Source organism: Afipia sp. GW823-FHT06G09 (assembly GCF_058794875.1).
In genome coordinates, this window is the sequence record NZ_JBXAHF010000002.1 from 305,466 (window position 1) to 330,293 (window position 24,828).

General features: G+C 58.1%; 23 protein-coding genes and 1 tRNA gene. 10 read left to right on the forward strand and 14 right to left on the reverse strand.

Annotation, left to right across the window (positions count from 1 at the left end; genetic code table 11):
* Positions 1 to 78: 78 nt before the first annotated feature.
* Positions 79 to 1,500 (forward strand): Shedu immune nuclease family protein, encoded by a 1,422-nt coding sequence (locus AC1Q67_RS09070; protein WP_492234376.1) that lies wholly within the window; start codon positions 79 to 81, stop codon positions 1,498 to 1,500.
* Positions 1,501 to 2,270: 770 nt separating this feature from the next.
* On the opposite strand, the gene AC1Q67_RS09075 is transcribed toward AC1Q67_RS09070, so the two are convergent.
* Positions 2,271 to 3,188 carry a hypothetical protein gene (locus AC1Q67_RS09075; RefSeq protein WP_492234375.1) on the reverse strand — a complete coding sequence of 306 codons (918 nt, stop codon included), beginning with the start codon at positions 3,186 to 3,188 and terminating at the stop codon, positions 2,271 to 2,273.
* Between the two features lie 107 nt (positions 3,189 to 3,295).
* On the opposite strand from AC1Q67_RS09075, the gene AC1Q67_RS09080 reads away from it, so the two are divergent.
* The 3 genes from AC1Q67_RS09080 to AC1Q67_RS09090 all read left to right on the forward strand — a co-directional run bounded on the left by AC1Q67_RS09080 (position 3,296) and on the right by AC1Q67_RS09090 (position 9,341).
* Positions 3,296 to 4,942 (forward strand): site-specific integrase, encoded by a 1,647-nt coding sequence (locus AC1Q67_RS09080; protein ID WP_492234374.1) that lies wholly within the window; start codon positions 3,296 to 3,298, stop codon positions 4,940 to 4,942.
* Positions 4,932 to 7,571, forward strand: a complete 2,640-nt coding sequence (locus tag AC1Q67_RS09085) for a hypothetical protein (protein ID WP_492234373.1) — start codon at positions 4,932 to 4,934, stop codon at positions 7,569 to 7,571. The genes AC1Q67_RS09080 and AC1Q67_RS09085 overlap by 11 nt, the downstream gene beginning before the upstream one ends.
* An 879-nt stretch (positions 7,572 to 8,450) precedes the next feature.
* The gene (locus AC1Q67_RS09090) at positions 8,451 to 9,341 is read left to right on the forward strand and encodes a hypothetical protein (protein WP_492234372.1); all 891 of its coding nucleotides are present in this window, start codon (positions 8,451 to 8,453) and stop codon (positions 9,339 to 9,341) included.
* On the opposite strand, the gene AC1Q67_RS09095 is transcribed toward AC1Q67_RS09090, so the two are convergent.
* The 5 genes from AC1Q67_RS09095 to AC1Q67_RS09115 all read right to left on the reverse strand — a co-directional run bounded on the left by AC1Q67_RS09095 (position 9,328) and on the right by AC1Q67_RS09115 (position 12,455).
* On the reverse strand, positions 9,328 to 10,362 hold the full coding sequence (locus tag AC1Q67_RS09095; protein ID WP_235097892.1) for a DUF4417 domain-containing protein: 1,035 nt from the start codon (positions 10,360 to 10,362) through the stop codon (positions 9,328 to 9,330). The genes AC1Q67_RS09090 and AC1Q67_RS09095 overlap by 14 nt on opposite strands.
* 77 nt (positions 10,363 to 10,439) lie before the next feature.
* Positions 10,440 to 10,790 (reverse strand): hypothetical protein, encoded by a 351-nt coding sequence (locus tag AC1Q67_RS09100; RefSeq protein ID WP_235097891.1) that lies wholly within the window; start codon positions 10,788 to 10,790, stop codon positions 10,440 to 10,442.
* Complete coding sequence (locus AC1Q67_RS09105; RefSeq protein ID WP_235097889.1) at positions 10,790 to 11,362, reverse strand: hypothetical protein; 573 nt, start codon at positions 11,360 to 11,362, stop codon at positions 10,790 to 10,792. The genes AC1Q67_RS09100 and AC1Q67_RS09105 overlap by 1 nt, the downstream gene beginning before the upstream one ends.
* Before the next feature lie 380 nt (positions 11,363 to 11,742).
* Entirely contained in the window at positions 11,743 to 11,982 is a 240-nt protein-coding gene (locus AC1Q67_RS09110; RefSeq protein WP_235097886.1) for a MerR family transcriptional regulator, read from the reverse strand.
* Entirely contained in the window at positions 11,979 to 12,455 is a 477-nt protein-coding gene (locus tag AC1Q67_RS09115) for a hypothetical protein (protein ID WP_492234371.1), read from the reverse strand. The genes AC1Q67_RS09110 and AC1Q67_RS09115 overlap by 4 nt, the downstream gene beginning before the upstream one ends.
* A 238-nt stretch (positions 12,456 to 12,693) precedes the next feature.
* Here AC1Q67_RS09115 and AC1Q67_RS09120 point away from each other — a divergent pair, with 238 nt between their 5' ends.
* The 3 genes from AC1Q67_RS09120 (at position 12,694) to AC1Q67_RS09130 (ending at position 17,094) form a co-directional block, all read left to right on the forward strand.
* On the forward strand, positions 12,694 to 13,863 hold the full coding sequence (locus tag AC1Q67_RS09120) for a tyrosine-type recombinase/integrase (protein WP_492234370.1): 1,170 nt from the start codon (positions 12,694 to 12,696) through the stop codon (positions 13,861 to 13,863).
* A 39-nt stretch (positions 13,864 to 13,902) separates the two neighbouring features.
* Positions 13,903 to 14,169, forward strand: coding sequence for a hypothetical protein (locus AC1Q67_RS09125; RefSeq protein WP_235097880.1), 267 nt, complete (start codon positions 13,903 to 13,905; stop codon positions 14,167 to 14,169).
* Positions 14,170 to 14,607: 438 nt separating this feature from the next.
* The gene (locus tag AC1Q67_RS09130; RefSeq protein ID WP_492234369.1) at positions 14,608 to 17,094 is read left to right on the forward strand and encodes a patatin-like phospholipase family protein; all 2,487 of its coding nucleotides are present in this window, start codon (positions 14,608 to 14,610) and stop codon (positions 17,092 to 17,094) included.
* Between the two features lie 9 nt (positions 17,095 to 17,103).
* Here AC1Q67_RS09130 and AC1Q67_RS09135 read toward each other — a convergent pair whose 3' ends face one another.
* From AC1Q67_RS09135 to AC1Q67_RS09145, 3 genes are all read right to left on the reverse strand, one after another.
* The gene (locus tag AC1Q67_RS09135; protein WP_235097876.1) at positions 17,104 to 17,628 is read right to left on the reverse strand and encodes a hypothetical protein; all 525 of its coding nucleotides are present in this window, start codon (positions 17,626 to 17,628) and stop codon (positions 17,104 to 17,106) included.
* 48 nt (positions 17,629 to 17,676) lie between these two features.
* Positions 17,677 to 18,525 carry a hypothetical protein gene (locus tag AC1Q67_RS09140; RefSeq protein WP_235097874.1) on the reverse strand — a complete coding sequence of 283 codons (849 nt, stop codon included), beginning with the start codon at positions 18,523 to 18,525 and terminating at the stop codon, positions 17,677 to 17,679.
* A 177-nt stretch (positions 18,526 to 18,702) separates the two neighbouring features.
* Positions 18,703 to 18,966, reverse strand: coding sequence for a peptidoglycan-binding domain-containing protein (locus AC1Q67_RS09145; protein WP_492238148.1), 264 nt, complete (start codon positions 18,964 to 18,966; stop codon positions 18,703 to 18,705).
* Between AC1Q67_RS09145 and AC1Q67_RS09150 the strand changes: the two genes are divergently transcribed.
* Complete coding sequence (locus AC1Q67_RS09150) at positions 18,878 to 19,183, forward strand: hypothetical protein (RefSeq protein ID WP_235100098.1); 306 nt, start codon at positions 18,878 to 18,880, stop codon at positions 19,181 to 19,183. The genes AC1Q67_RS09145 and AC1Q67_RS09150 overlap by 89 nt on opposite strands.
* A 307-nt stretch (positions 19,184 to 19,490) precedes the next feature.
* Here the strand turns inward: AC1Q67_RS09150 and hxsC are convergent, their stop codons facing one another.
* From hxsC to AC1Q67_RS09170, 4 genes are all read right to left on the reverse strand, one after another.
* Entirely contained in the window at positions 19,491 to 20,666 is a 1,176-nt protein-coding gene (gene hxsC / locus AC1Q67_RS09155; protein WP_235097872.1) for a His-Xaa-Ser system radical SAM maturase HxsC, read from the reverse strand.
* A complete protein-coding gene (gene hxsB / locus AC1Q67_RS09160) occupies positions 20,666 to 22,129 on the reverse strand; it encodes a His-Xaa-Ser system radical SAM maturase HxsB (protein WP_492234367.1) in 1,464 nt (487 codons plus the stop codon). Before hxsB ends, hxsC begins: the two co-directional genes overlap by 1 nt.
* A complete protein-coding gene (locus tag AC1Q67_RS09165) occupies positions 22,126 to 22,437 on the reverse strand; it encodes a hypothetical protein (protein ID WP_492234366.1) in 312 nt (103 codons plus the stop codon). Before AC1Q67_RS09165 ends, hxsB begins: the two co-directional genes overlap by 4 nt.
* A gap of 321 nt (positions 22,438 to 22,758) precedes the next feature.
* Positions 22,759 to 22,835 (reverse strand) — tRNA-Arg (locus AC1Q67_RS09170).
* Between the two features lie 152 nt (positions 22,836 to 22,987).
* Between AC1Q67_RS09170 and AC1Q67_RS09175 the strand changes: the two genes are divergently transcribed.
* The gene (locus AC1Q67_RS09175) at positions 22,988 to 23,614 is read left to right on the forward strand and encodes a YidB family protein (protein WP_024575474.1); all 627 of its coding nucleotides are present in this window, start codon (positions 22,988 to 22,990) and stop codon (positions 23,612 to 23,614) included.
* Positions 23,615 to 23,696: 82 nt separating this feature from the next.
* Positions 23,697 to 23,969, forward strand: coding sequence for a GlsB/YeaQ/YmgE family stress response membrane protein (locus tag AC1Q67_RS09180; protein ID WP_024575475.1), 273 nt, complete (start codon positions 23,697 to 23,699; stop codon positions 23,967 to 23,969).
* An 18-nt stretch (positions 23,970 to 23,987) separates the two neighbouring features.
* Here the strand turns inward: AC1Q67_RS09180 and AC1Q67_RS09185 are convergent, their stop codons facing one another.
* On the reverse strand, positions 23,988 to 24,791 hold the full coding sequence (locus tag AC1Q67_RS09185; protein WP_492234365.1) for an SDR family NAD(P)-dependent oxidoreductase: 804 nt from the start codon (positions 24,789 to 24,791) through the stop codon (positions 23,988 to 23,990).
* Between the last annotated feature and the right edge of the window lie 37 nt (positions 24,792 to 24,828).

Here is a 24,828-nt window from a genome sequence, read left to right on the forward strand (position 1 = left end):
GCGCAGGCGCATCGGTCCCTTCCTGCTCTCTAACAGAGGACTACTAGCCTGCCTCCTAACCGTTTCCGTACCGGATTTGTGGCCACGGCCGAAGACGGGGCCGAGTTAAAGCTCGGCCGCCCGAAACCCGGACGTTGGACGCTCCACTATCGCCCAGCGCGTCAGGCGATCGAGATCGCCAGCCGCGGCAGACCATCCGTCATCCCCGTCAAATCGCGGCTCCTTGTCGAAGCCGACGAACGAACCGATGTCGTAGTGACGTATCCACTGAATACGACGGCTACGAGTCCATCGTTCCTAGAGCCAAAATACGACACCCTGCGCACCATCACCTTCGACCAATTCGGCTTGGCCGGCGCTGCGCTGGAAGAAGATGAACTCCGCGAGCTCTTTCAGAGACTTCCATCTGGCTTCGTAAAAGACCCGTTTTTCGGACTCGGCCTTAATTTCGATATCCGTCACATCGCGAAGACTGTGGAAGAGATTTCGGGCGTAGTCGATCTTTGCCTTCGGCGGGGCCGCAGCACCAACTTGCCGACCGTCAAAGGCGGAAGTTATGTCGTATCGGCGCGACAATTCGACGATCTGAGGAAGGCTATAAACCGCATCCACAACAAAGCATTGAACGTGGCCACTGACGAGAAGTGGATGGTCACACACAACTCTCTGCTCTCGACGATCGATTCAACGAAGTTTCCTGTGAAAAACCGGACCTACCGCAGAGATGCGATCCGGGAAGCCGTTGGAGCAAGCGTTGTCCGAGGGACCGCGTTGTCGAAATCTGATCAGAAGATCGTGTTTGAGGCAACAGTATCCGCCGCCCGCACAATACAACGAACCCAGCCCGAATCCCTTCTGAAGCTAAGCCGCGAGATCGAAATAGTCACCTTGGAAGAGCTCGCGGAGCGGTTGAGAAAAATGCTTGCGAGGAAACTCAACGAAGGCGCATGGCAGTCCTTTTTCACCGACAATCCGTTCGTGTTGCGTCTCGCTTTCGGTCATCCGATTATGATGATCGGCGGACAGATTTCGGTCGGCGGACGGAAATTCAGCGGAGCCGGCGATAAGATCAGTGACTTCGTGATCAAAGCCGCGGCGAGCGGAAACCTCGGTCTAATCGAGATCAAGACGCCCGATACCCTCTTGATCGAGAAGACGCCATATCGCGGCGATCTTCATGCACCCAGTCGCGAACTCACGGGCGCAGTCAATCAGATACTTGACCAGCGCCATCATCTGCAAAAATCGATCCCCGCGCTCAAGGATAACTCCGGCGCATGGGACGTCCAAAGCTACGCGATTCAAGGCCTCGTGATTGCGGGGCGAATTCCCGAAGGCGCTGCACTGCTCAAATCCTTCGAACTCTTTCGCAACGCTCTGAAGTCGGTCACCATTATTACGTTTGATGAACTCGGTCACAAGCTGGAGCATCTCCTAGAAGTTCTGGGAACCTCCAATGCGATGCCCGACGAGAAGCTAGACGGAACCGATGCGAAGTGACGCATGGTGTGATCCCGCCTGTGTGAGTTGGCTGTTGCGAACGTGAATCGAAGTGGAATTTGCCAGCGCGGCCGCTTGGCGTGGCCTCACAAAAGAGAGATCCAGTGGTGATCGGATGCGTTGCTGCTTTCAACAGGCTCATCAGATGTGTTACTGGCACTCATGCAACGCGAGACGCCAACGCAGAGGCCCGCGCGCGCAATCCTTTAGTCACCGAACAACGAGGGTTGGTCCGCAGAGTTGCCCTCTGTCGGGCGCGGTTCCTCCCTCACGACTGCTTCCAACAAAAGGCGGGGTTCGCTGAAATCCACCATCAATTCATTCCGTCTGAGCGCGAACAATTCGGGGCCAATTCAGGCACCAAAACTTGGCACCGGGGCACCAACAAACAAGCTATCATATTAAAAATGCTGTACTTTCTGCGAAAATGCAGGTCCAGTCGGACGTTTTCGCTGTACTCTTATACATGCATAAAACTCGTTCAATTTCGTCCAAAATGACCCCTTTTGGGGCCATTTGAGCCTCCTTTCGCAGTCCGATTCATTCTCATTCTGGCAATTTCCGATACCAATTCGGGTACCAGCTTTCCGTCTATTGGAGGTATTTAGGTAGTCAAAAGCCGCTGCCCAAACTTCGCCAGATTCGTCCAATTTCGCCACAATTCAGCTGATACGGCAGTCATCTGGATCTCCTGTTCGCATCTGGATGACCATAGACGAACGCCGCCCGCCGCCGCAGGCGGTGGCATGGGGGCACTTCGCGGTGTGTCGTTATCTTCGGCTGGAGCGGTGCGGAATCGCGAACGCCGTCCTGATATCCTCATAGGACGCCAGCCGAGAGGACGCGTTTGGTTTCGCTGGCCGCAGCTTCTTCGTATGGCCGGTTTCATCGATCGTGATGATTCCAACTCTGGGCATGTCGAGCAGGTCTAGCGCCTGTTCACTGGCTGCGACCGTTGCCGCCGACACGCCAGGCGCGAAGACGAGATAGTAGGATGGCAGGTAGCCGGCCAGCAGCAGTGACTGCGCGAGTCCCTCCGACGAATCCTTCGAACCATCGGACGCTTCTGCCAGATAGAGGTCGGCACCGCCGAGGATTCGACCCCGGGAATGGATCTCGAAGCCGATGCGGCGAAAATGCCTAAGCACCGGCCGGCGAACGATTGTGCTTCCCGCCCCAAAGAGCCTTCCAGCGTACTGCGCCAGCGCGTCCTCGCAGCGCTGCACCAAGATGCCGCGCTCCCGCAGCGACACCGACCGGGACACGGCGCTCGGATCGGCCGCTCCCGCCGGGGTCTGAGACAATTTCTTCTGCAGCGCCTCTATGGTCGTTCGGCGTTCGCGCAGGTCAGCGAGCGCATCGAGGCCTGACCTTGGGTCGCGGTCGTAGAGCCGTAGCGCCAGTTCGACCGCACCGTACGACGACGACACCAGGTCCGCGACAGGCACACCAGCGTCGTGGGAAACCTTGTCCAGGCGGTTCATCAGCACCAAAAATCGCTTCAGCACGACGGGCGCCAAACCGGCAGCTTCGCCTGCGGTGTCCCAGGCTTCAGTCCGGCGGCCCCAATTCTGGCTGCCCTCGAACCGCTCCTGCAGCAATCGACCGAGATGATGCCAAGGCAGCCCGTCCTGCCGCGCAGCCCTTAAACTTTCCGTTAACCGGATATCCGGATCGCGACCGGTCATTCGAAGAGTCTCCTTGGCAATCTAGTGAATAATCACTAGACTGGTAGTAACATATTAAACTAGTGCAAATCTGACGGAATCACTTCCTAGTCCGGAGGTCAAGCGACGTGAGCGGCGCCATCGTTCAAAGTTTAAGGTTGTCTCCTTTTGCAGGCCCTGCCTGGATCGGCGCTGCCGACAACCTCATCGCTGGGGCCCGACGGGATGGACGTCAAAAGCGCCTTGCCGAGAAGGATCTCGCGCTGGTTCGGCGGCTCGCGCGCGAGCGGATGATCGCCACCTTCGGCGAGGAAATGAAGCTTCCCTACGAGGCCGAGTATTCCGGCTGGAGCAAGGTCACCGGACCGTCCGTCGACATGCTCGAAGTGATGGTCCGCCGCCTCGTGATGGACGGGGTGCCGATCGATCGGGCGCGCAGGCTCGCGGACGTAGCCGACGCCCAAGAAAAGGCACGCGGCAGGAAGGGTGGAAAGCGCAAGCGCGGGCGCCGCCCGTCCGGCGCCCGTCTGTGGGTCCGGCGGCGCGGCGGAAAGGGCCCGCGTTTCGTCTACATCAAGTATCGGTCGCAGCGCGTATCGACCGAGATCGAAATCGCCGACGACCAGGATGTGGAGAGCCACCTTGGCGCGCTTTACGCTCTCGGCGACTTCGTCGAGACGAAGGTGCGCGAGATCCTCGGGACTGTCCTCGTCCGCGACGTAACGATGAAACGCGTCTATGCCGAATATCTCGACGAGCATTTCCCGGGCAACAATCCGGATGCCCTCGACCGCGATGCGTGGAATCGCGCCGCCGCGATCCTTGAATCCTTCGAAGACTTCAATGGTGATGCCGCGCTGGACAGGATTGGCATCAACACGGGCAGGCAGTACAGCGCCCACTGCACCACCGTTCAGAGCAAGACGCAGAGCTCAGATGGTGAGGAGATTGAATATCTCTCGTCGATGACGGCCCGCATTCACGTCGATATCATGATCACCGTCGTTAACTGGTTCTGCCGCAAATACTCGCTCTCTCCGATCAAGATTGATCGGCCCAAGGTACGCGGTACCGCCTACAAGTATATTCCGTTCGCATACGTCCTTCGGTTGCTGAGGGCCTGCCGGGGGCGAGTTTTCGACAAAGACGGAAGACTTATCGGCCGACATGAATTGGCCGCGCGATACGAATGCGTCGAACGGTTCATTTGGCTTTATTTCTACTCCGGCACACGGAACGCCAATCTCCCCGAGTTACTGTGGCACTGGGACGAAAAGATCGGACACATCAGCATTTCGCTCGGACGCATCGTTCGCCAGGGGCAATGGGCGACAGTGACCAACAAGCGTCGCGGCCAATCGAAATTCCTTGGTTCCCTCGATCTCCTTATTCCGGATTGGGAGGCGAAAGACCGCAACGCGCGCGGCGAGTCGAACGTGCTCTACCGGAACGTCCTTCACGACGCGGACGGCAGGAAGCTGGCCAAGAATCGCATCGCGGCGCTCTTTCGCGAGGTCCGCGAGTTGGCCGGGCTGAAGAACGTGACGCCCCACATGCTCAAGCATGCCGGTGTGACGATCTGTACCCATGCGGGCATGGATCGCATGAGCATTTCCTACGCCTATTCGACCCATCCCGATACGCTCGAGCGTTACTACACCCATCTGAACGAGGAGTGGAGCACGCCGCGGGTGTTCGAGGATCGCGATCTGCTTTTCTGCAACCTCCGCAAATTCTCGGAGCGCCCCTTCATGGTAGTCGCCGATGCCGCCTGACGTAGCCGAGCGCTGTCCTCTTCTCCTTGCCGGGCGCGATATTTCGGTGGCCGACGTCTTCGTCCTCTTGCAGGATGGCTTCTGGCTGCGACGACACCTTTCCTTCGATCCGGTGTACGCCGCCCGTCAACGACTGGTTATGGGCCTTCACGCCCTCGCCGGCTTCAAATCCCCAACGATTAGCGCGATCGCCTTCGAGAATTGCTACCCCGAACGGCGGTTGATCAAGATGGCCTTCCGCGACCAGCTACTCGAAGTGCCGATCACGCCCGCGCTTGCCCTCATCTTGAGTGACTGGATGAGGAAGCGTCCGGCTACAGCATCGACACGGCTCCTCACCACCGCAGACGGCCCGATCGAGAGACAGACTCTCGACGCAAGCCTATGGACCGCCGGCGAGACGTTCGGGGTGGGCCACAATCTATCGGAGATGCTCTGCAGATTCTTCGAGAAAAATCTTACCGGAGAAGACGCTCCGAACGGCAGCGAAGACGTGGTGGAAGCCTACCTTCGGCGTCGAATGGCCGGCGGCCAAACGTCGGCGGTCAGCTTCCCAGCGTTCCGGCGGCTGATCGAATGCACCGATCCCTTTCGCGACAGCCTCCGGCCATTCGGCAATATCGCCTTGGTGAAGCGGGATGCATTGTTCGCGGCTTCGGCCCTGCCGCCGACCTACGACGCGTGCCTCTCGGCAGGGTCATTCCCGGGAAAGCCGAAGCGCGATCTGACGGCGGCGCACCCATTGATCGCGGAACTTTCGTCCATGACCTGGCCCAAAAACCGCCGCGAACGGGCGGCTGCGAGAGAGGCGGCCTATAGGAAGCACCAAGCGGAGATCAACGAACTCGTGGATTCGGGCAAACTTCCCGTTCGCCAGCTCGCGCGTCTGTTCGGCATGAGGCGGGAAAGCTTTACCAGGTTACGCCGGTACCTGCGGAATCGATCCGCAAGGATCGGGGAAGATGCTCCTCCCGCGCACCGGTTTGCCGATCCAACCTGTGCGCTTTTTCCCTCGGTCGCGGCGTTGTCCCGCGTCACCTGGTCGAAGAACCGGGAGGAACGTCTTGCCAAACGTGAGCCGTTATTCGCGACGTACGGCCGCGACATCGAAGCGCTGGTTGCGCAGGGTCGCCTTCTCATGAAGGAGGCCGATGCGCTGTTCGGCTTCGCGAAGAACGGTTTCAGAAACCGCCTCGCGCGCGCCGATCGAGAAGAACATCGCGGACGTCCCGACCACCGAGTGTCCGGTGCGCTCCGCGATTGCTCGTCCGACGAGCGGACTCGTCTTGACAAAATCGCTCTCACGAAGTGGCCCGAGGGCGAACGTCGCATCGCGTTTCGCCGCGCCATGTTGCGCAAAAACGCGGGGTTCGTCTTCGCACTGATCAAGGCCCGCAAGCTCCGCGTATCTGATGCCGCATCGCTTTTTGCGGTTTCGCGGACGAAGCTCTCGGAGCTTCGCGGGGAATTCAAGGCTGGCACGTTTGAGCTGGCCATTGGCACCGACCGTGAACAGGATCGCGATCACTGGCGCGAGATCGTGATCAGGGAGATGCCTAACCGGCCGGAGGGTCAGGGCGATCGGGCCTTCTGTATCGAACTGCGCAAGAAGTTCGGCCTTCGCCTTCCATTCGATTTCGTCCGTACCGTGGTCCGCTCGATCGAGAGGAAGCCGGTACCCGCGAGACATGTTCCTCCGACACGGGTGGATCGCGCTCCGGACGAGGAACAGCGGATCGCGCTGATTGCGTCCGTGCTGTGGACGAAGGACAACCGGTCGGAGCAACGCCGAGCGATTCTGAAGGAACACTTTCCATTCGTGTTCGAGATGATCGATGCACGCAAGCTGACCGTGCCGGAAGCGGCACAGCTCTTCCGGTGTCCGATTGGCCTGATGACCGAACTGCGTTCCGATTATCGGGCCGGTGTATTCGACTGGGCCATCGCGCCTCCGGTCTCAGCAAGCGAGCACGCGGAATGGCTCGCGCTCATCCGGCGCGAGTGGCCCAAGCGACCGGACGCGCAGACGCCCAACGAATTCTGTCGCGCATTGCGCAAGCGGTTTGGCTTTCCGCTGCCTTTCGCTTCTATCAATGGCTTCCTCGCAAGGCAGCGGAAAACTCGCCCCGCGGACCCATCGCTCTTCACCGTCAAGGCAGGCCGGGTGAAGCCGGCGCTATCGATCGCTGACAAGGCATGTCTTGCCGCCATCACCAAGGCGAAGTGGTCAACAGCGGACGATGTCACCGCATTTCGACGGGAGCTGTTGCGGGCGCATTTTCCGGTCATCGCGGGCATGCTGCGCGACTGGAAGCTGAATTCGGAACAAGCCGGTAAACTATTCCGGCTCAGCCCACAGCGGTTGCAGCGGCTCTATTCCGAATATCGGAACGGAACGTTCGACCTTGCCATCGCCGAGCCGCTGTCACGCGACGAGTTCGCCAAGTGGCATGCCTTTCTGGTGGATGAGATTGCGAAACGCGGCGGGAGGGTCGACAACGTCACCGAGTTCTGGCGAACGTTGAGGAAGGAGCGGCGATTGCCACTCTCTCTGGACACGGTCAGATCGGCTCTAAAAGCAATGCACCGCGATACTGCACAGTTTACGGGTTGCGCATTGGCCGCGTGACGCTAGAAGCGGCCGCACTGCTCGTCGATGCTTATATTCATTTCGAACGCGTTTGGCCCGAGCCTGCCATCCTGGTTCTTTCCAACTCCAGTGCGCGTTTGGCGCGAACTTCTGCGACCGACCGTGGCACACTATTCTGTTGTCCTGGGCTGACGGGCTCATTCTCGCGACGGGGCCGGCACTCCGACATGCGGCCGATGGCTCGCTTGTTGGTCAAGAGCTTCCCCGCGATTTCCGCGACCTCCAATACCTGATCGCGGACGGCGGTGCGCAGGCTCGTTGTGGTGAGCGGCCCATCTGGCCAAAACAATGCGCTCGCTTCAGCAAGCGTCATCAATTCGTCGTCCGACCAGTCCTCAGGAGTTGGCCGTCGTCTGACGCGCTCGGGCATCTTTGCGTTCGGTTGTAGCCCGCCCATGGAATGCTCGCCTGTCATTTTTGTTGGTCCTCGCCTTGAGATCTCGACGTTGCGATCCGGGAGCCGCTACCGCAGCGCCTCGCTATCGGGTCGTCCCTGCTCTTTCGCAGCCTTGGCATTCGGTGCACTCGCGCTTGTGGGTTACGAACTTTGTTGGTGACAATAAGTAACCTACGATGCTGCTGGTCACAAGCTGAAATGGACGCAGATCCGCATCGAAGCGGCAGCATGGTTAACCGAGATCGAATGTGCGGTGTTGCGATGCGTCGGACACTGGACGCAGAAATTTCCACGGTGCTAGGTGATTCCCAACTCGGCGATGGTGTCGCGAGGATTTGCAAAGGATGCCGGCGCGCGCAGAACACAAACAGCATCGCGTGCTTTTCCGGGGAAATCCACTTAAGTACGGCCGGGCTCCGGATAGTACGCCTTTGGCGACTCGCTTAAGATGTCTGCATCTTATGATCCGGAAGTCCTCGCCCGAAAGCATCGCAGAGCAAATTGTGAACTTTCCCGACCGAATTGAGCCTCATGCGAACCTGACCTTTGAGGTAGTGGACGACCTCGTCGGCGCCCATGCGCGCGGTCGTCTTACGGAACAAGCGAGGACCCGTTACGCCGCGGCGGAGGTCTGCCCTCTCATCGAGCTGATGTTTGAGAAAACGAATGGCCGCAGTGGCCCGTTGTTGCGCAGTGCGTGGCTCGATGACGAAACGCAGATAGATTTGCGGATGGCGCTCTCGGGTCGGCAAAACTCGTGGTTGGATCAGGCGGGCCGTCGCGGCTTCCTGCGTACGATCTTCGATCCCTTAAATGAAGACGACGATGTCCAACGCAACCGTTTCCTGATGGCGGCGCGGGCCGCGGCGGAGGCGGCGGGTCTGGACAAGCGGACGGCGCAATGTCTGGCGGCCGCACTTCGCGAGCTAGAATCCAATATTCACGAGCATTCGGGGCGCGCGGCGTCCGGCATACTCGCATTTCAATCGCAGCCGACATTGTTCGAGTTCGTCGCGGCGGACGGCGGAGTGGGAGTGCTCGCGACGCTCCGCGAGGCTGAAGAATTCGGTGATCTCGCCGACCACGGCCTAGCAATGCACGCAGCTTTGCAGGAAAACGTCTCGCGCCACGGCCGTGGGTCGGGTCACGGCCTAGGTTTCCGCGATCTCTTTCTCGGGCTTGCGCATTTGAATGCGGATTTGCGTTTCCGTTCGGGGGACCACGCCCTGCTGATCAGCGGACCTCAGCCCGAACTAAAAACCGCGCGGCTGGCGCAGAAGACCCCGTTTCAAGGATTTCTGGCGGCGGTGCGCTGCCGACCGATGATGCCGGGTTCTTCTACGCGCCATTAAGAAAACCATCGACGCGCGCCCGCATCGTCGCGATGTTGTCGGCCACCAACCCGTCCACCGGTTGTCCGGTCAATGTGAGCTCGGAGACCTTCCGCATCTTGCCGTCATTGGCAACGTAGATCCGTTGGCGGTGGACAGCACCCATGAACGCCGAAGTGTCGATGTAAGTGATCTTTGCATAGGCGGCGGCAAGCATCGGCAGGGCGGTGATGCCGCCAACCATGATTAGGTTGAGCGGACGGCCCACGCGACCCGCCAATTGGGCCAGTTCGGCGAGATGGAACAAGCGTCGTTTCCTCCAAGATGCGCCGGTCTTGAATTCAAACGCCACTTCGCTCACTTCCTCGCGCTCACCGATGAATCTCGCGAGGCGGCGATAGTCCTGTGGCGTGCGCGCGTTCAGGTGATAGGCGCCGGGCACGCCGCCGGCGACGATCTCCTGCCACGCGGTGCCGATGCGCTTCATGTTGTACATGTCATTGTAGCGAACCTCGTCGGTGAAGATCGAGTAGTTCGGCCCGGTGATTAGGGAGATGCCGAGCGCACGCAACGCTGCGATGACCGTGCGACGTTGGTCGCTGAGCCCCCACCACGCTTCGATCGGCTTGTCGCGTCCGCTGCCGATCAGCACGATGCGCGTGCCCGGCGCGATGCCGAAGGTAGCCTCGATGTGCGCTCGGCTGGTGAACGCAACGCTGCCGTCGGACCGGTAGAATCGGCGCAGCGGCAGGGCGACTGCCGGTATGTCGAGCGGCAAGGCGCGGCGGTTGCCGTGATAGATGTAGGGAACATAGGATGGAATGCCGGTTGCGGGGCAGGGCTGCGTGCGTGGTAGATTGTCCAGCTCAAGCCCGTTGATTTCGCGCATACGCTCGATGAAGCCCGCTTCGTTGCGCGGGCACATGCCGTCGCAGGTGGTTGGATCGCCACAGCAATCGTCGAAGCACCAATATGAGTCCTGTTTTTTGCGCACGCCGCCGCATAGTTCACGGTCGATACAGGCGGCGCATCCGAGCGCCATCGGCAGTGCATCGCCTTCATCCCACCGGCGCCGCTCGCGACGTAGGCTCCGGGCAGCCTCCTCCTGTGTCGGGGGCGTCAGTCGCAAATGCCAATCTCCACGGTCTGACTGATGGGTTGCAGGGACTTAATCTCGCCCCGTGCCACACCCGCCCCTGAGTTCAGGTGGGCTACAAATTCAGCGGGTGGGCTAACACATTCGGCGATCACGAGATTGCCGCGTTGCGCCACGATCTTGTCCTTCATCATGCGGAGCAGTATCCGTTCTCCCACCATCACCTCGGCACCGCCGCAGATGTCCGCGATCGCAGTACGCGAGACAATCGCCATGTCGCGTCCGAAGAGCTTCGGCGTGCGCATCTCGATGGCGCGGCGATCAAGTGCGCGCGTGAAGACTGGGGCCGTCAGCCGGATGAAATCGAGTCCCATTAATTCACCTCTAGAACAGGCCGGTACTTCTTGGTCCGGCCTTGCAGGACTTCTACGACCAGACTTTTCGCGGCTAGAGCCGTGAGCCGGTTGTTCCATGCGGTCGGACCTACAGCATCGACGGTCCGCGATTCAGCATGTAGCTGGGCAGCGGTCGTTTCGCGTTTGCGGCTGACGAGGGTGAGCGTTTCTTGAAGCTTGTCCTCGAGATTTCCGCAAAGCTGTACGTCTCGGATATGCCCCTCGGTATCGGTCCTACAAGTGAGCAATGCATCGCCCGAGCGGCGCAACATCTCCTCGATCTCCTCGCGCACGATGTCGGAAAGATTCGCGGCAACGGCGTAGCCCGGCGGATGGCGAAAACGCAGGTGATCGCGCAGCGGCAGCACCACCTCGCTGAGAAAGCTCGAAGTGGCGAAGTCCACATTACGGAAATCAAGCAGGACTAGTGTGGGCTCGACCATTTCTGGCAGCGCCTCAAGGGCTGTGACGAAGGCGCGTTTGCCCGTGAGCCGTCCCGCCAAGATGGGCTCGTTGCCGGGTCGAAGCATGGGAAGGGAAAGATTCTTCATTTATCTCACTGCGATTAGTGAGATACATATAGGGGGTTTTGCGCCCCAAATGCAACTAGATTCTGTATCTCCCCAAAACCTACAAAGATTCAGCCAGTTGCCGGATGCATCTTTGGCCCTGCGGTGCACCCGTACGGAGAATCGCCGCAGGCAGGCGAGCCTGCGATACCCCGAGTCGGTTTAGTAGACGACCCGCTGCGTTCCAGCACGGAGCTTGGTTACGAATACTCAGGTCACAGGGAATGGGCGAAGAATGCCACGGCATCAGGCAACCCACTTTTTTACGGGGTGTATTCGGGGGGTTGGTTGCGGAAACCGAACATTGGCTCATCCGACTCCTGCGCCCCTCCTGTGGGCACGTGGCCCGCTCCAGGTGGCATTCACTTGGGAAATAGCGGACGCTTCTCATGAAGCTGGATCCACTCCAGAAGCTTGGACTTTCGCGCGTAGAGAGTGCTGCCGACTTTGAAGGCGGGGAGTTCGTGGTCTTTGGCGAGATGGTAGACTCGCCTCCGCAGGCGATCATCCACTGCTCCAAATAGGAACTCCGTGATCTGATCCCCTCCGGCCAATAGATCACCACTCCCGCGCTCCTCATCCCCAGGGTCGCGCATGATCATGGCGTCCTCAAGCACGTCGCGATGTCGCGCAACGCGCCCTCATCGCACTCACGAATCTGCCTGAACTTCCGCTGGCGCTTCTGGCCGTAGATCCAGCCCTCCGAAAACTGACCATGCACGCCGACCGTAAGCGAAGCGAAGTATTCTGGATAATGGACCGCGAATCTCGCATAGATTCCGGTCTCCTCGCCCCTCCGTGCATGCGGATCGAAATGTTGACGAAGTTCTTCCTCCCTGTCGAAGAGCTCGATTGCTGCTGCCAGTCCGTCGACGATCGTATGTGACGGCTCCAGTCCGAGTGTGAAGAGGGGTACCATCCGTGCTCTGTCTTCGTGAGGTGTCGGCCGTCGTACACGGACGCCGTGTGGCGATGCAGGAAGGCTCTTCAACGCGACGAGAGTCGAGACACTCTCCTGCACCGATTCCGAGCCAAAGACGGCGCAAACAAGAGAGGCTGCGTCGGCGGCCGTCATGCGCGGAGCAGTGATCCCTCTTCCACCGGTCGTCACCAAACTCGGCTTGGCCTCGCGCAAGTTTCTCATATGGCCAACAATCTTGGGCACGGGTCGGCCCGTGACCGTCGCTATGCACTCCACCAATTCACGAGAGTTTGCCATTAACCAAGCGAGTTTAAAGGGTTGACCGGCGACATTGCTAACTGTGATATACCCATTAAGTAAATGGGATATTCCCAGTAAGAGGCGGTGTCAAGTGGCAAGTATCCGGAAGCGTTTTGTAACCAACCCGAAAACAAAGAAGAGGACCGTCTCTTGGCAGGTCGACTATCGGGACCTGAAAAAGAAGCGCAGGCACCGACAATTTGCGACGCGCCGAGAGGCCGACGCATGGCTCGTCACGGCGCGCTCGGAGATCGCGGAGGGCACCCACGTGCCCGCCGGCGAATCCCCTACGTTCAAGGAAGCTGCGGATGCATGGATTAAGGACTGCAAGCGAAACGGACTAGAAAAGACGACGGTCGACGTCTACGAGCAGCGGATGCGCGACTACTCGGTACCGCTCATCGGCGATCGCAAGATCGGCGAACTCACCGTTGCCGATGCCAATACTCTCTATGAGGACGTGCTGGAAAAATCGCTGTCCAGGGAGACTGTCCGGCGCGTCCGCATCGAAGTGGGTGCCGTGCTCCGCTATGCCCAGCGGAAGGGATGGGTGGTCAAGAACGTCATCTCGCTCGCGCCCTACAAGCACGGCAAAAGGAACAAGAAGCGTCCGCCGATGCCGCGGCTCGAGGAAGTCCGGTCGATGATCGACACGACGACAGAGAACTGGACTGACTGGCTCGCCATGTTGTTCGTCCTCGTTTTCTGTGGCCTGCGCGGTTCCGAGCTCCGCGCGCTTTGTTGGAGCGACGTCGACCTCAAGAATAACAGAATGTCCGTGACAAGGCGCGCCGACCGCTGGGGCAACATCGGCTCGCCCAAGTCGGATGCCGGGACGCGCGATATCGTGTTTCCAAAGATCGTCGCCAAGGCGCTCAAAGAGTGGAAGCTGCGCTGCCCGAAGAGCGACTATGGCCTAGTCTTTCCGACTTCGACCGGCACGGTGCAGAACCATTCGAACATCATGAACCGCTGGTTACGCCTCGTCCAAATCGAGGCCGGAGTCTGCAACAGGAAGGTTATCGTCGACAAAGACGGAACAAAGACGGTCAAGCTCGTCGCTAAGTACGGCATGCACGCGCTGAGGCATTTTTGCGCCTCGGTTTGGATCGAAGCCGACTTCTCACCAAAGAGGATCCAGACGATGATGGGCCACGCGTCGATCGACCTCACCTTCGACACCTACGGCTATCTGTTCGAGGCCCGCATGGATGTCGAGAAGGCGACGCAACGCACCCAATCTATCGTGCTGGCCAGTTGATGCTATCGACGACAGTTGCGTTTAAACACAAGAAAATGCATGGCTGAAGTTATCATCGCCGCTTTTTTTGGGGCCGTCCAAACATCGAAGCCGGTATGCGGCGGTTTGAGCACGCTGGCTGGCGGACGAGAGTCAGTCAACTGGGCAACGCCAAACAGATTCCGGCGTGTGCATCAGTTAGCAATAGATCACGAGACTCCAATGCCAAGCGCCGTATGCGATCTGTCCCAAAGCCAAGAACTCTCGCGACAAGTTGAGGAAGGCCACCTGATCGTCTCTTCCCGCAAAACACCAGTCGCCGGCTAAGCGGCCGGAACGGGTGGCCTTCGTGCTTCGGCATTACAGACTTCCGGCAGAGGATCATCCTTGGTGCAGACGAGCCATTCGCAACCCCGCGTTCGTCCGCACCCTTGTCCCCGCCCGCGATACGATCGCCTTCAAAAAAGCAGGGGACGCGTGGATCGCCAACTGCAACTGTCGCCGGTTAGAAGATACGACGATTACACCGATACTGGCTCTGTCGCGGTCGTGCCATCCGAATATTGACCTTGCCAAATGCCTAAAAGCTCCGTCAGACTTACCGACGTGCTGGCCAACCCGAGGAGAATTAATTTACACTCCCTGAACGACCAGAATTATTTCTATGCATCGCTAAGCGCTACTTACACCACCCGCTTGCTCCTTTGTGGGCTTACCTGGTTGTCTACTCTCCTACACCCACGTTTATTTTGAAGGAACGAAGTTATGTCTTCGGACCAATTTTATTACGGCAGAGACGATATTGAGAAGCTGCTTGAGCGGGAGAAGGAAGAGATTGCACGAGGTCGAGAGCGATACGACGCCAACGAGTGGACAGGCGTTGCGCTATCGGGGGGAGGAATTCGGTCGGCTATCTTTTGCTTAGGAGCTCTTCAGGCGCTTGGCGCCAACGGCGTCCTAAAAAACTTTGACTATATGTCGAGTGTTTCGGGCGGCGGCTACATTGCGTCCGCACTCCAGTGGCTCTGGCGCACGGATGCTTCGAGCGGTACCCAGAAATCCGACTTTCCGTTTGGAGTCGATCGGTCGCTCAAGTCTCACGATGAACTAAAAGATAAGCGGCTTTCTTATCTCAGAAATCACGGGAAATACCTTACACCAGGGAACGGATTGAGTATTTGGTCCATGACCGCGGTCACGATCAGAACTCTTTTTCTGAATCTCATAACCTGGCTGCCAGTCGCGGCCCTCGCGATGTGGGTCTGCGTCGTGATCTGTAGATTGTTCGACACGATTTTGAGGGATATGCCGAACTTCTATTCTCCTATTTTAGTACGATGGCAGTGCGGAGAGTCGTGCGCAAAGACATGGCCTGTGGAGACGTTTTTCGGACTCTCAGCCTTAGCCGGTTTCCTTGGGGTTATATTTTTCACGGTTTGGGCGCTCGGATTTGCATTGGATACGATGATCTCGCCCGCTAAAGACCGCGACCACGTCTCTATATCCAAACGTCGACTGTATTTGATCGTTCAGGCTGCACTCGCGCTCTCCGTCGCCGTAAGCTTGGTTACTTTGGAGATCGCCGTAAAAGCCGGTCCGATTCTTCAGGGTCTTGCGATAACCACCACCGTAGTTGCACTTCTTTTTGTCGTCGTCAGGGTTCTCCAGGTGCGGGGAGCAGACATGTCGATGAATTACGAATGGCGACGGGCTATGGAGGTGGTTGCTGGTAGTTGGCTTCCGCGGATTTTGATTGCCTTCGCTATCTCGACGATTCCTGTTGTGCCGTATCTGTTAGCGAACAATCCCGACCCACTTTTAAAATTGGCCGCCGCCGCCACCGCGGCTGTAAGTGGTCTTGTGTCCGCTTTCGCGGGTCATGGGGCGCAAGCGCAAAACAAGCCGCCGAGCAATGCCGTTCGCTGGATCCTTATGGCCGCGTCGGGGGTGTTTATCTACGCACTAGGCATCGGGGCATACTTAATTGCACAGCTTATTCTTTGCCCGGAGTGTGTTGTCGGATCCGACTCGACTAAGCAAAATCTTTTGCGGGGAGCCGTTCTCGGTCTAAGCGGCGTCGCGATATTTTTGACGTTTCGCACGAATGTAAACTACGTGGGCCTGCATCGTTTCTACCGCGATCGGCTGATGGAAGCTTTCATGCCATCTACGGAGAGCGTTCAAAACAACTTGGTCGGCGCTTCCCCCGACGCCGACCGATTATCGCTCTCCGAACTCTGGCCACCCCGGCTTGACCCGGATGGTTCGAAGCGACCTATCCCCTTCCCCATCCTGAATACGAATGCAGTACTCGTAAACGATCCTGATCGAACGATCATGTCGCGCGGGGGAGATAGCTTCGTTCTGACTCCGCTACACATGGGCTCCCCGGCGACTGGCTGGGAGGTCACAACACGTCATATTTCCAAACACGGGCCGATAAGCTTAGCGTCTGGGATGGCGGCCTCCGGCGCTGCGCTCAACGCAAATGCGGCCTACGTCGGGGCCGGCGTAACACGCGACCGACTCCTTTCGATTGTTCTTATGCTTCTGAATTTGCGGTTGGGATTATGGGTCGGGCGTCCCAACAAGAGGGAAGCGAAAGGCCGAATCCAAATGCCAAATCATTTCAATCCTGGCTTTCGATACGGCATGACTCTATCTGGATTTCGGAGTGATTCCTCGTTCATCGAGCTCTCGGACGGTGGACACTTCGACAATCTGGGAATTTATGAACTCATACGGCGGAAGGTGTCGATCATCGTTACGTTGGATGGGGAGCAAGATGCCCCGAGCTCGATGCCCGCCCTCTATTCTGTTGTTCAGCGTGTTGCTGAAGACTTTAATGTGCGGATAAACCTCGAGGGACGGCTGGACGAGCTCATTTCTCAACCGCATCCGGGGTACCCGGATGGCGTCCGCTTTGTTCGGAAGCCCTTCTTCGCCGCTCCGATTGAGTATCCTGATGGAAAAGTCGGGGTTCTTGTATATGTGAAACTATCGCTGGCATCAGACGCCAGTTTTGCTGCGAAAGGATATCGCGCGCAGTATCCCGATTTCCCACACCAATCCACCACCAATCAGTTTTTCGTTCCTCAACAAATCGAGGCCTATCGGGATGTCGGCTACATAAACATGAAGAACGCTATTGATACTCTCGGACTTGGCATCGAGTTCGAGCCTGCGAAAATTTTGGTGAGGTGGGACAGACTTACGCTCTACTCGAAAGTCAGAGCAACCAAATCTACCTAGCTGCGGGCTCTAGAGCGCAATTAGGAAAATGCCGCTGAGAAAGAGCGCGACGCCTAGAAAGAAGCTGACGAGTCTCTGTATGAGAACGCCACCCAAGCTATCAAAACGAGTTCTAAGAAATCGCCACGCAACAACGGCGACAAACCCCAATCCGATGTAGATCGCCGAGAGTACTAAATACCGAAGCGTACCCGGCCCGAACGTGTCGTAAATCGAATTCTCGTAGAACTTCGACAAAGAAGTAATGCGTAGAAGTACGAAAGCTAAAAGCGAAGAAGTCCAAATCGCAAGAAAGTCAGCGCTCTCGACGGCCGCGCGCGAAGACGGCGCGAACTTCATAACGAAGAAATAGCCTGCGTAAGGCAGAATCGCGAGTGCCCACAGTCCCACTTCGGCGAGTGACTCTTCACGGCCCCAAACCAATTTCCTACTTGCGGCGAACAGCAGGCAGCCGGCTGCAACGGCCACGATCTCCGCTGCAGCGTGGCGGTAGCTTCCTCCGTCCGCAGGATTCTGGTTGGCGAGAATACTCAAAGCGAAGCCTCCCGGATCGCGCCTATCATTACGCTACTCCAATAATACTCAGTTAAGACCTGGCCAACGTTTCTCTCGCAAGCGGCGATTTGAGGGCGGGGCTTCGCGACCTTCCAAGTCATTGATTCGTATAATATACTCCTGAGGAACCAATGGGATTGCAAAAGTCACACAGGCGTTTCCGTTCGATGTCTGGTATTTGACCACCCGCGTCCGATTGTCAGCCGTTCTTTCAAAAGGAGACGCCACGGGAAAAACCAATCGCCATTCCCCTAGTACTCCGCTCGCGACCACATGCTCATTGAAAGAGAATTGGGCTCGATTGCTGTTTTGGTTCCAAGGCCAACTATCATAGCTATCGTCGTCCGTGCGCACGCAGCGGCGTTTTGCATCGGAGCGATAAGCAAAGTGGAAACTCTTTATGACCTTTTCGACTGCGCGGACAGACGCCGGATCTCGCGCTGGATAATCATGGTAGTCTTCGTAGGCTTGGGTTGGAATTCGTAATCCTTCCCGAGGGAAGTCTGGCACGCTGTCGCACCCCTCATCGCTCTTGACGTCTTTTCGAACCAACAGAACTTTTTTTGTCAGCTCTTCATTGTCGCCGGCCAATGCTGTGCGGTTCGATTTAATGACAAGAATTCCGCGCCTGTCGTTCCCGAAAAAGGGACGAACGACGTAAGCGAACATTTGCTTCTTGGGCGCCGCAAGGTTCAACGCGGAGACCGACGTAAACCGCGTCCAGCCTGCGTCCGTTTGAGCAAAAATAGCGCCGTCCTGAAGAACGTCTTCGGTCAATCCGAGCGCGCCGCAAGTATAATCCTTGGCGTAGGTCGCAGAATGCAGCATCGCTAAGCTGGCTAACGCCAGCACTGCAATAAAAGTCGAAAATCTCATTTTTGAACGCCTGCCGGAAATTCGAAGGCTTCAAGTTAGTAGATATTTATCTCGCGCACAACCTTTGCGTGATAACCTTAAGTTACTCTGAAAACTCAAGAAACAGCCTTAGTGCGCTGAGAACTGCAGGAGTTGCTCAGAAGTTTCGCAACGTAGGCTGCCGCGCAGATTGCGCCTCTAATAGACAATTCCGAGTTTAGCCAACGTCCCATTGTCCATCGTGCCGGTCTCACCAAGCTTATTGATGATTTGAAATGCTCTGAGGGAATTTTGCGTTTCCTGGCTCAACTTTCCGTCGACTGGGCCGCTGTATAGCCCACGTGCCCTCAGCTCGAGTTGAACACGCATAACCATGATCTCCGGGTTCTGCGGTCTGACCGCCGGCGGTGGCCGCGGTGTCGTAGGCGGCGAAACCAGTCTCTGCTGCGGTACCAATTGCATGGGTGGCGCCAGCGACGGCGCCGGTGGTGCAGGAGATGGCAAGGGGGCGACCCCACTCACCGGTGGAAGCGGAGCCGACGTTACGGTCGGCGGGCGGGAAGATGTCGCCGGCGCCATGGTTGAAGGCTCCGTCGAGGTGGACGGCGACGCGCCAGGTGCAGAGGGCGCTGCTGCTTTGGGAGTCTGCTTCGCGCTGTCTGCGGGAGGCGGCGTGTAGACGGGCGGAGGCACATAGAATGGAGCAGAATATGAACCTCCGCTTCCGGAGTAATGACTAGAGTGGCTCCTGTGGCTCGAGTGGCTGCGATGGCTCGAGTGACTTCGGTGCGCTGCGTAAATATCAGGTCCATCGATGTAGTTAGGTCGCTCGAAGGTCAATGGCGAGCCGCTACCACCGGAGCGCAGATCAGTCCCGCTGTGGTCTCGTGACACAAGTGCATTGGCTTGAGACCAAACCGTAACCGTTCCCGCAACGGGCACGGTCCATGCCAGAACGTCCCGAAGAAACTTTTTCCAATCCCTCTTCATGCCGCCGCCGTAGCCAGTTGCGGATGCGCGACGCGGCGCCGCCATTCTTGATCTGCCGATCGAAAAAATCCGCAACAATCGTCCTTGAGTGCACAATCTTCACAAGCGGCCGCAAATTCGTTTTTCCAGTCAGAAATGCTCTTCTTAGCGAACGGCCGAAGGACAGGATCCAACATACAAAGCGGGATGTTATAAAGGGACACCCGCAGTCCCGCTTGGTGCAGCCGACTTGTTCCTGCAAGGATCGTGGGGCCCAATCGCTCTGGATCGTACCGAAGCCTAGGTGCATTTGTGCGGGCTAGACCCATTGGCTCCATGCCCATCAACGCCACATGTTGTACAAACGGAAGATTGCGACTGATGAACTCACAAAGCTGCGTTATTCGCGGGAGCGTCATCCCGTGCAGGACTGTCCGTAGTTCAATGCTGTGGCCATATTCCGCGAGATTATGCAGGCCATGCATTGTCTCAGAGAATGCTCCTTTTGAACCAACCACCTCGTCGTGTAGACGAGCATTATCTGCATAGAGCGGCACGGCCCAAGTGACCCTGCCCCTGAGCTTATCGAACGCTGCGGCGAATTCCCGATCCAGAAAACGCCTCCCGTTCGTAAGAATATGGAAAGTAGTCGTGGGGAGCGATCTCATTCCTGCCTCAAGCAATTCGACAAGGCGCCCGCCGAGCAATGTTGGTTCGCCTCCTGTCAGACCGAGGGTATCGAGATCATGGTCAATTAACGGGAGAAGATCGAGGATCTCATCCACTCGCCAGGAGTCATCGACTTCACGAGGCGGCTGGCTGCACATCACACAGAGGCTATTGCAGTTCTCCGTTAGGAAAAGAGTATTGGCGTTTGCGCCCCTGCGGAAGAGGACATTGATCTTCCCACTCGGCTGAAGCCTGATTACGTCACCGACATTCACTGCGGCGGCGATAGAAAGTGATTGAAGAAACGGTAGCGGAAATCCCGTAACTTCCGACTCGCGAAGCGCGCCGCCGACGCCTATGGACCTCAGTGCCTCAGCTTCAACATCGCAGCCTGAGCGAAAATCGATAAGGACGCGTTCCAACGGCACCCGCAATTCGATCGCCTCGCGGGCATTAAGCACTTTGTAGAGGCCTGGTTGCAACGGACCACAAATTTTGCCCCGTAGATGTAGCGCCAGCGACATTAGGCGCACTCCGCGCGGTCCACACCCGGACTTCCGTGCACCCAACGGTCGAAGGTTCGCATGGTGGCGGGATTTGCTTTGCGCACAATGCCAAAGAGGAGCTCAAAAATGCCGGTGTGACGTCCGCAATGATCGCTCCAGGCACGGTGTCCCGCAGGCTCTCCCGCCGACGAAAGCGACCTTGCCGGATCGGGGCCGCAGTAGTGGACGAAAGCACAATCCGCGCAACCGGGAAGCGACTCTGCAAGGCCGCTGGCTGCGAGAAGATGCATCGCATCGGAATCTATCAGGTCGCGATAGAAATCTTGAACGCTACCCATCCGCAGGGAGTTATCACCCATCTCCGCCAGCATCCGCCCCTCGTCGGAGGCGTAAACATCACCATCATAATTATAGACAAGCGTACCGAAACCTGCGCCGACCGGAGAACGCAGATCGACATAGCCAGTTGAATATGAGGTGAAGATGCTCTTTAGCAGAATGGCCGTGTATACCTCCTCGATTTCAACGCCCCTCGCATTTAGATCGAGAACATGGCCCAAGGCGCGCTCGTAGAATGTGAGAAAGGCTGATGTACCGTACTCCATTCGTCGCGCGGCGCGCGCTGCGAAACCGAATGGACTGAGCGGCCGCAGAAAGACAGAGCGAAATCCTAGACGAACATACTCGTCAACAATCGCTTCAGGTTGTTCCAGGGATGCCTTCGTTAAAGTCGTCAGCGCCGCAACGCCATCGATGCCAAGAGCGGCCCTCGCCTTTGCGATACCTTCGAGAGTTCTTGTGTGCGAATCTCGCGTTGGCAACGGCCGGTTTCCATTGTGCAGATTGGCCGGGCCGTCGAGCGATGTCGATACGTGAAAATTGTAGTGCTGCAGAAACTGAAGCGCGCGCTCGTCGAGGTGATGTAGCGTGGAAGTAAGTGTGTACCGAATACGCCTCCTTCCATCAACGTTGCGGGCTTCGATGAGTCTGACGATCTGGGATATTCGATCAAATGCAAGCAGCGGCTCACCGCCCTGAAATTCAACAGTGAGATCAGGTGACGGGGATTCGAACATCCGCTCCACGGCGGCAACTGCGACACCTTCAGGCATCTCGGCGCTGCCAATGCGGCGCGAAACCTGGCAATAAGCGCACGAATGATCGCAAGACAGTGTGACGACAAAAATGTGCAAGGATGGCCCGTGCCGCAAGAAAGATTTGCGCGTCCTTAGCTTTGTGGCAAGGAGCCTCACCGCAAGCGAGCGGTCATCCCTACAGAGAATTTGTCGGGCGTCGAGGTCGTCGGCTATCCCAAGGTTTAACGGCTTCAAATTCACAAGCTGATTGAAAGAGCTTTCGTCGAGGAAGGCGTGCTCACCAGCTTCTGATGTCACTAGAACGGTATCCGGAGTCCGTTCGAGGCGCCGGAATCGAAAAGGCATTAGTTGGTAAGCCTCGAGCGAATTGGCAAGCTCGCTCATTTCGTATCGCTCCCGCGGGCTTCGGCGAACGCAGTTCGCCAAATCAGATTACGTAGATCTCCCGTTCTGGCTTCCACGCTCTCACGCACTGAAAAATCGATCACGGCCGAACGAAGTAAAGGCTCAATGCCTTCGACCCCGCGTCGAGGCGAACAATAGACGAAGCGACGGTCATTTTGGTTTTCGATTTTGAAAACACAGAGATGGTCGAGAGAGTAACAAGCCCGCAACAGCGCCTGCTCCGAGTGGACGCGCGCATCGAACTCAACTCGGAACGCAACAGCGTCGTCGCCAGCGTTTGCGGTCACTCCACTCCCCCAGACATATCCCCGCGAGATGCTCGCTCAGGACCATCGGATGCGCAAGTTTTGAGTCTCACCGAGCGCCACCAAGCCTCGTCTACAGGCGCGTTATTTTACTTCGCGGCGGTCGTCCGCGTCAGGCGGCAGCCGACCTCCTCGTGTTGCATCCGTGTTGCATGGAGCAGACGGTACCCTGTGTAACTGCTTGTAATCACACGTACTGCTCGAACCAGGCGGAATCGACGAACTGGCACCAAAATCGGTGCGCGAACAAATGGAGAAAGTCGATAAACGCCCAATTCGCAGGGGTTTCTAGAGTTGAAAGACTGGCGATCCCGGGAAGACTCGAACTTCCGACCTACGGTTTAGGAAACCGTCGCTCTATCCGGCTGAGCTACGGGACCGGTCTCAATCTCTTACCGAAGATGAACGGCAAGAGCGCTTAAAACTTTCGCAATTCCATACCAGAGGGCGTGCACGACCGCCACCCCGCCTTGTAACCGTCATGGCGGGACACTAGTCTTTCCGCTGGGCGGGCGTTCGACAGGAGATAACGATGGGTTTGCTCGACATTCTCAACGGCATGCAAAACGGACCTCGCGGGCCAAGTGAACCAAGCTCACCGGGTCAGAGCAGCGGCGGGATGTCGCCAATGACCATGGCGATCCTTGCTCTTCTTGCCTACAAGGCGGTCAAACATCTTGGCGGAAGCCAGCAGGGCACAAGCCCCAACGCGCCTGCGCCATCTGCACCAACCCCGTTGCCGGGTACCACGACCGCCAGCACCGGCGGACTTGGTGGTAGTCTTGGCGGCAGTCTTGGCGGCGGACTCGGCGACCTGATGAAGGGTCCGCTCGGAGGGGCTCTCGGCGGATTGCTGGCAGGCGGCGCAGCAGGAAGCGTTCTGAGCGGCGGACTGAACGATCTGCTCAAGCAGTTTCAGGAAAAGGGCCATACCGAGACCGCCAACTCATGGGTCAGCGCCGGTCCCAACAAGCAGATCTCCCCCGGTGATCTCGCCTCCGCGCTCGGTGCGGATCAGATCAGCACGCTGACATCACAGACCGGCCTGTCACGCGACGAGCTGCTTGCGGGTCTTGCCAGGCAGTTGCCTGATGTCATCAATCAGCTGACGCCGGATGGACGGCTTCCGACCGAAAAGGAAGCCTCGCGCTGGATCTGACCGGGATCACGACCGCGTGGAGCGATTGTTCGCTCCACGCCGACAAGCGGCTCTTTGAATTTCAGCACGAAGGACACCAGCAATGCTTTACGTTCTCATCGTCGGACTGGTCGCGGGTTTTCTTGCACGGCTTTTATCACCGGGGCCAAATAATCCGACCGGCTTCATCCTGACGATGGTCCTCGGCATCGCCGGCGCATTTCTGGCGACCTTCATCGGTCAGGCGATCGGCCACTACGGTCCGAACCAGGGCGCCGGATTCATCACCGCCACCATTGGAGCCCTGGTGGTGCTGTTCATCTGGAACCGGCTGGTGGCGCGCGGCGTCGTCTCCGATCCCGGCAACAAGGTCTGAGCGGCAGGCGTTCTGCGCTCAGGTCCGCTTGGGCAGGAGCGCAGGGCCCAGATGCACGCCGGCATCGATACGCACGATCTCTCCGGTCATGCTGCGTGACGCCGGGCTCGCGAGAAAACACACGAGTTCGGCAACATCCTCTGCCGTGGTCGCGATGTGGAGCGGCGCCTGTTCCATCACCGTCTGGCGAACCTTCGCTGCCTGGTCGGCGCCGCGGCCCTTGGTGAACCACGGCGTATCGATATATCCGGGACAGACCGCGTTGACACGGATCACAGGCGCGAGCGCACGCGACAGCGACAGCGTGATGGTGTTCAGCGCGCCCTTGCTCGCCGCATAGGCCACCGACGAACCGATACCGGCGATACCCGCGATCGACGAAATATTCACCACCGACGAGCTGCGGTCGGCGTGCTTGGCGCCCGCCTCCAGCAACGCGCGCGCCGCGCGGATCATCTGGTACGGACCGATGCTGTTCACCGCATAGATGCGCTGGAAATCCTCGGCGGACAGGCCATCGAGATTGCCGTGATCGACATGCTTGGTCATGCCGGCATTGTTGATCAGGGCGTCGAGCCGGCCCCACGGCGCGGCCGCGGCAACGATCTTCTTGCAATCCTCGTCGCGCGACACATCGCCCTGCACGACCACAACCTCTGCACCGGCGCTGCGGCACACATCGGCTGTCTGCTCGGCTTCCTTCTGGCTCGACGAATAATTGATGACCAGCCTCGCACCCTGCTTTGCCAGCAAAGCGGCAGATGCCGCGCCAAGACCCGAAGCCGAGCCCGTTACAATTGCCGTCAATCCATCCTTGGCCATCTGTTGTCCTTCTTGCGAGGCTGTCGTTGTGGGCCGC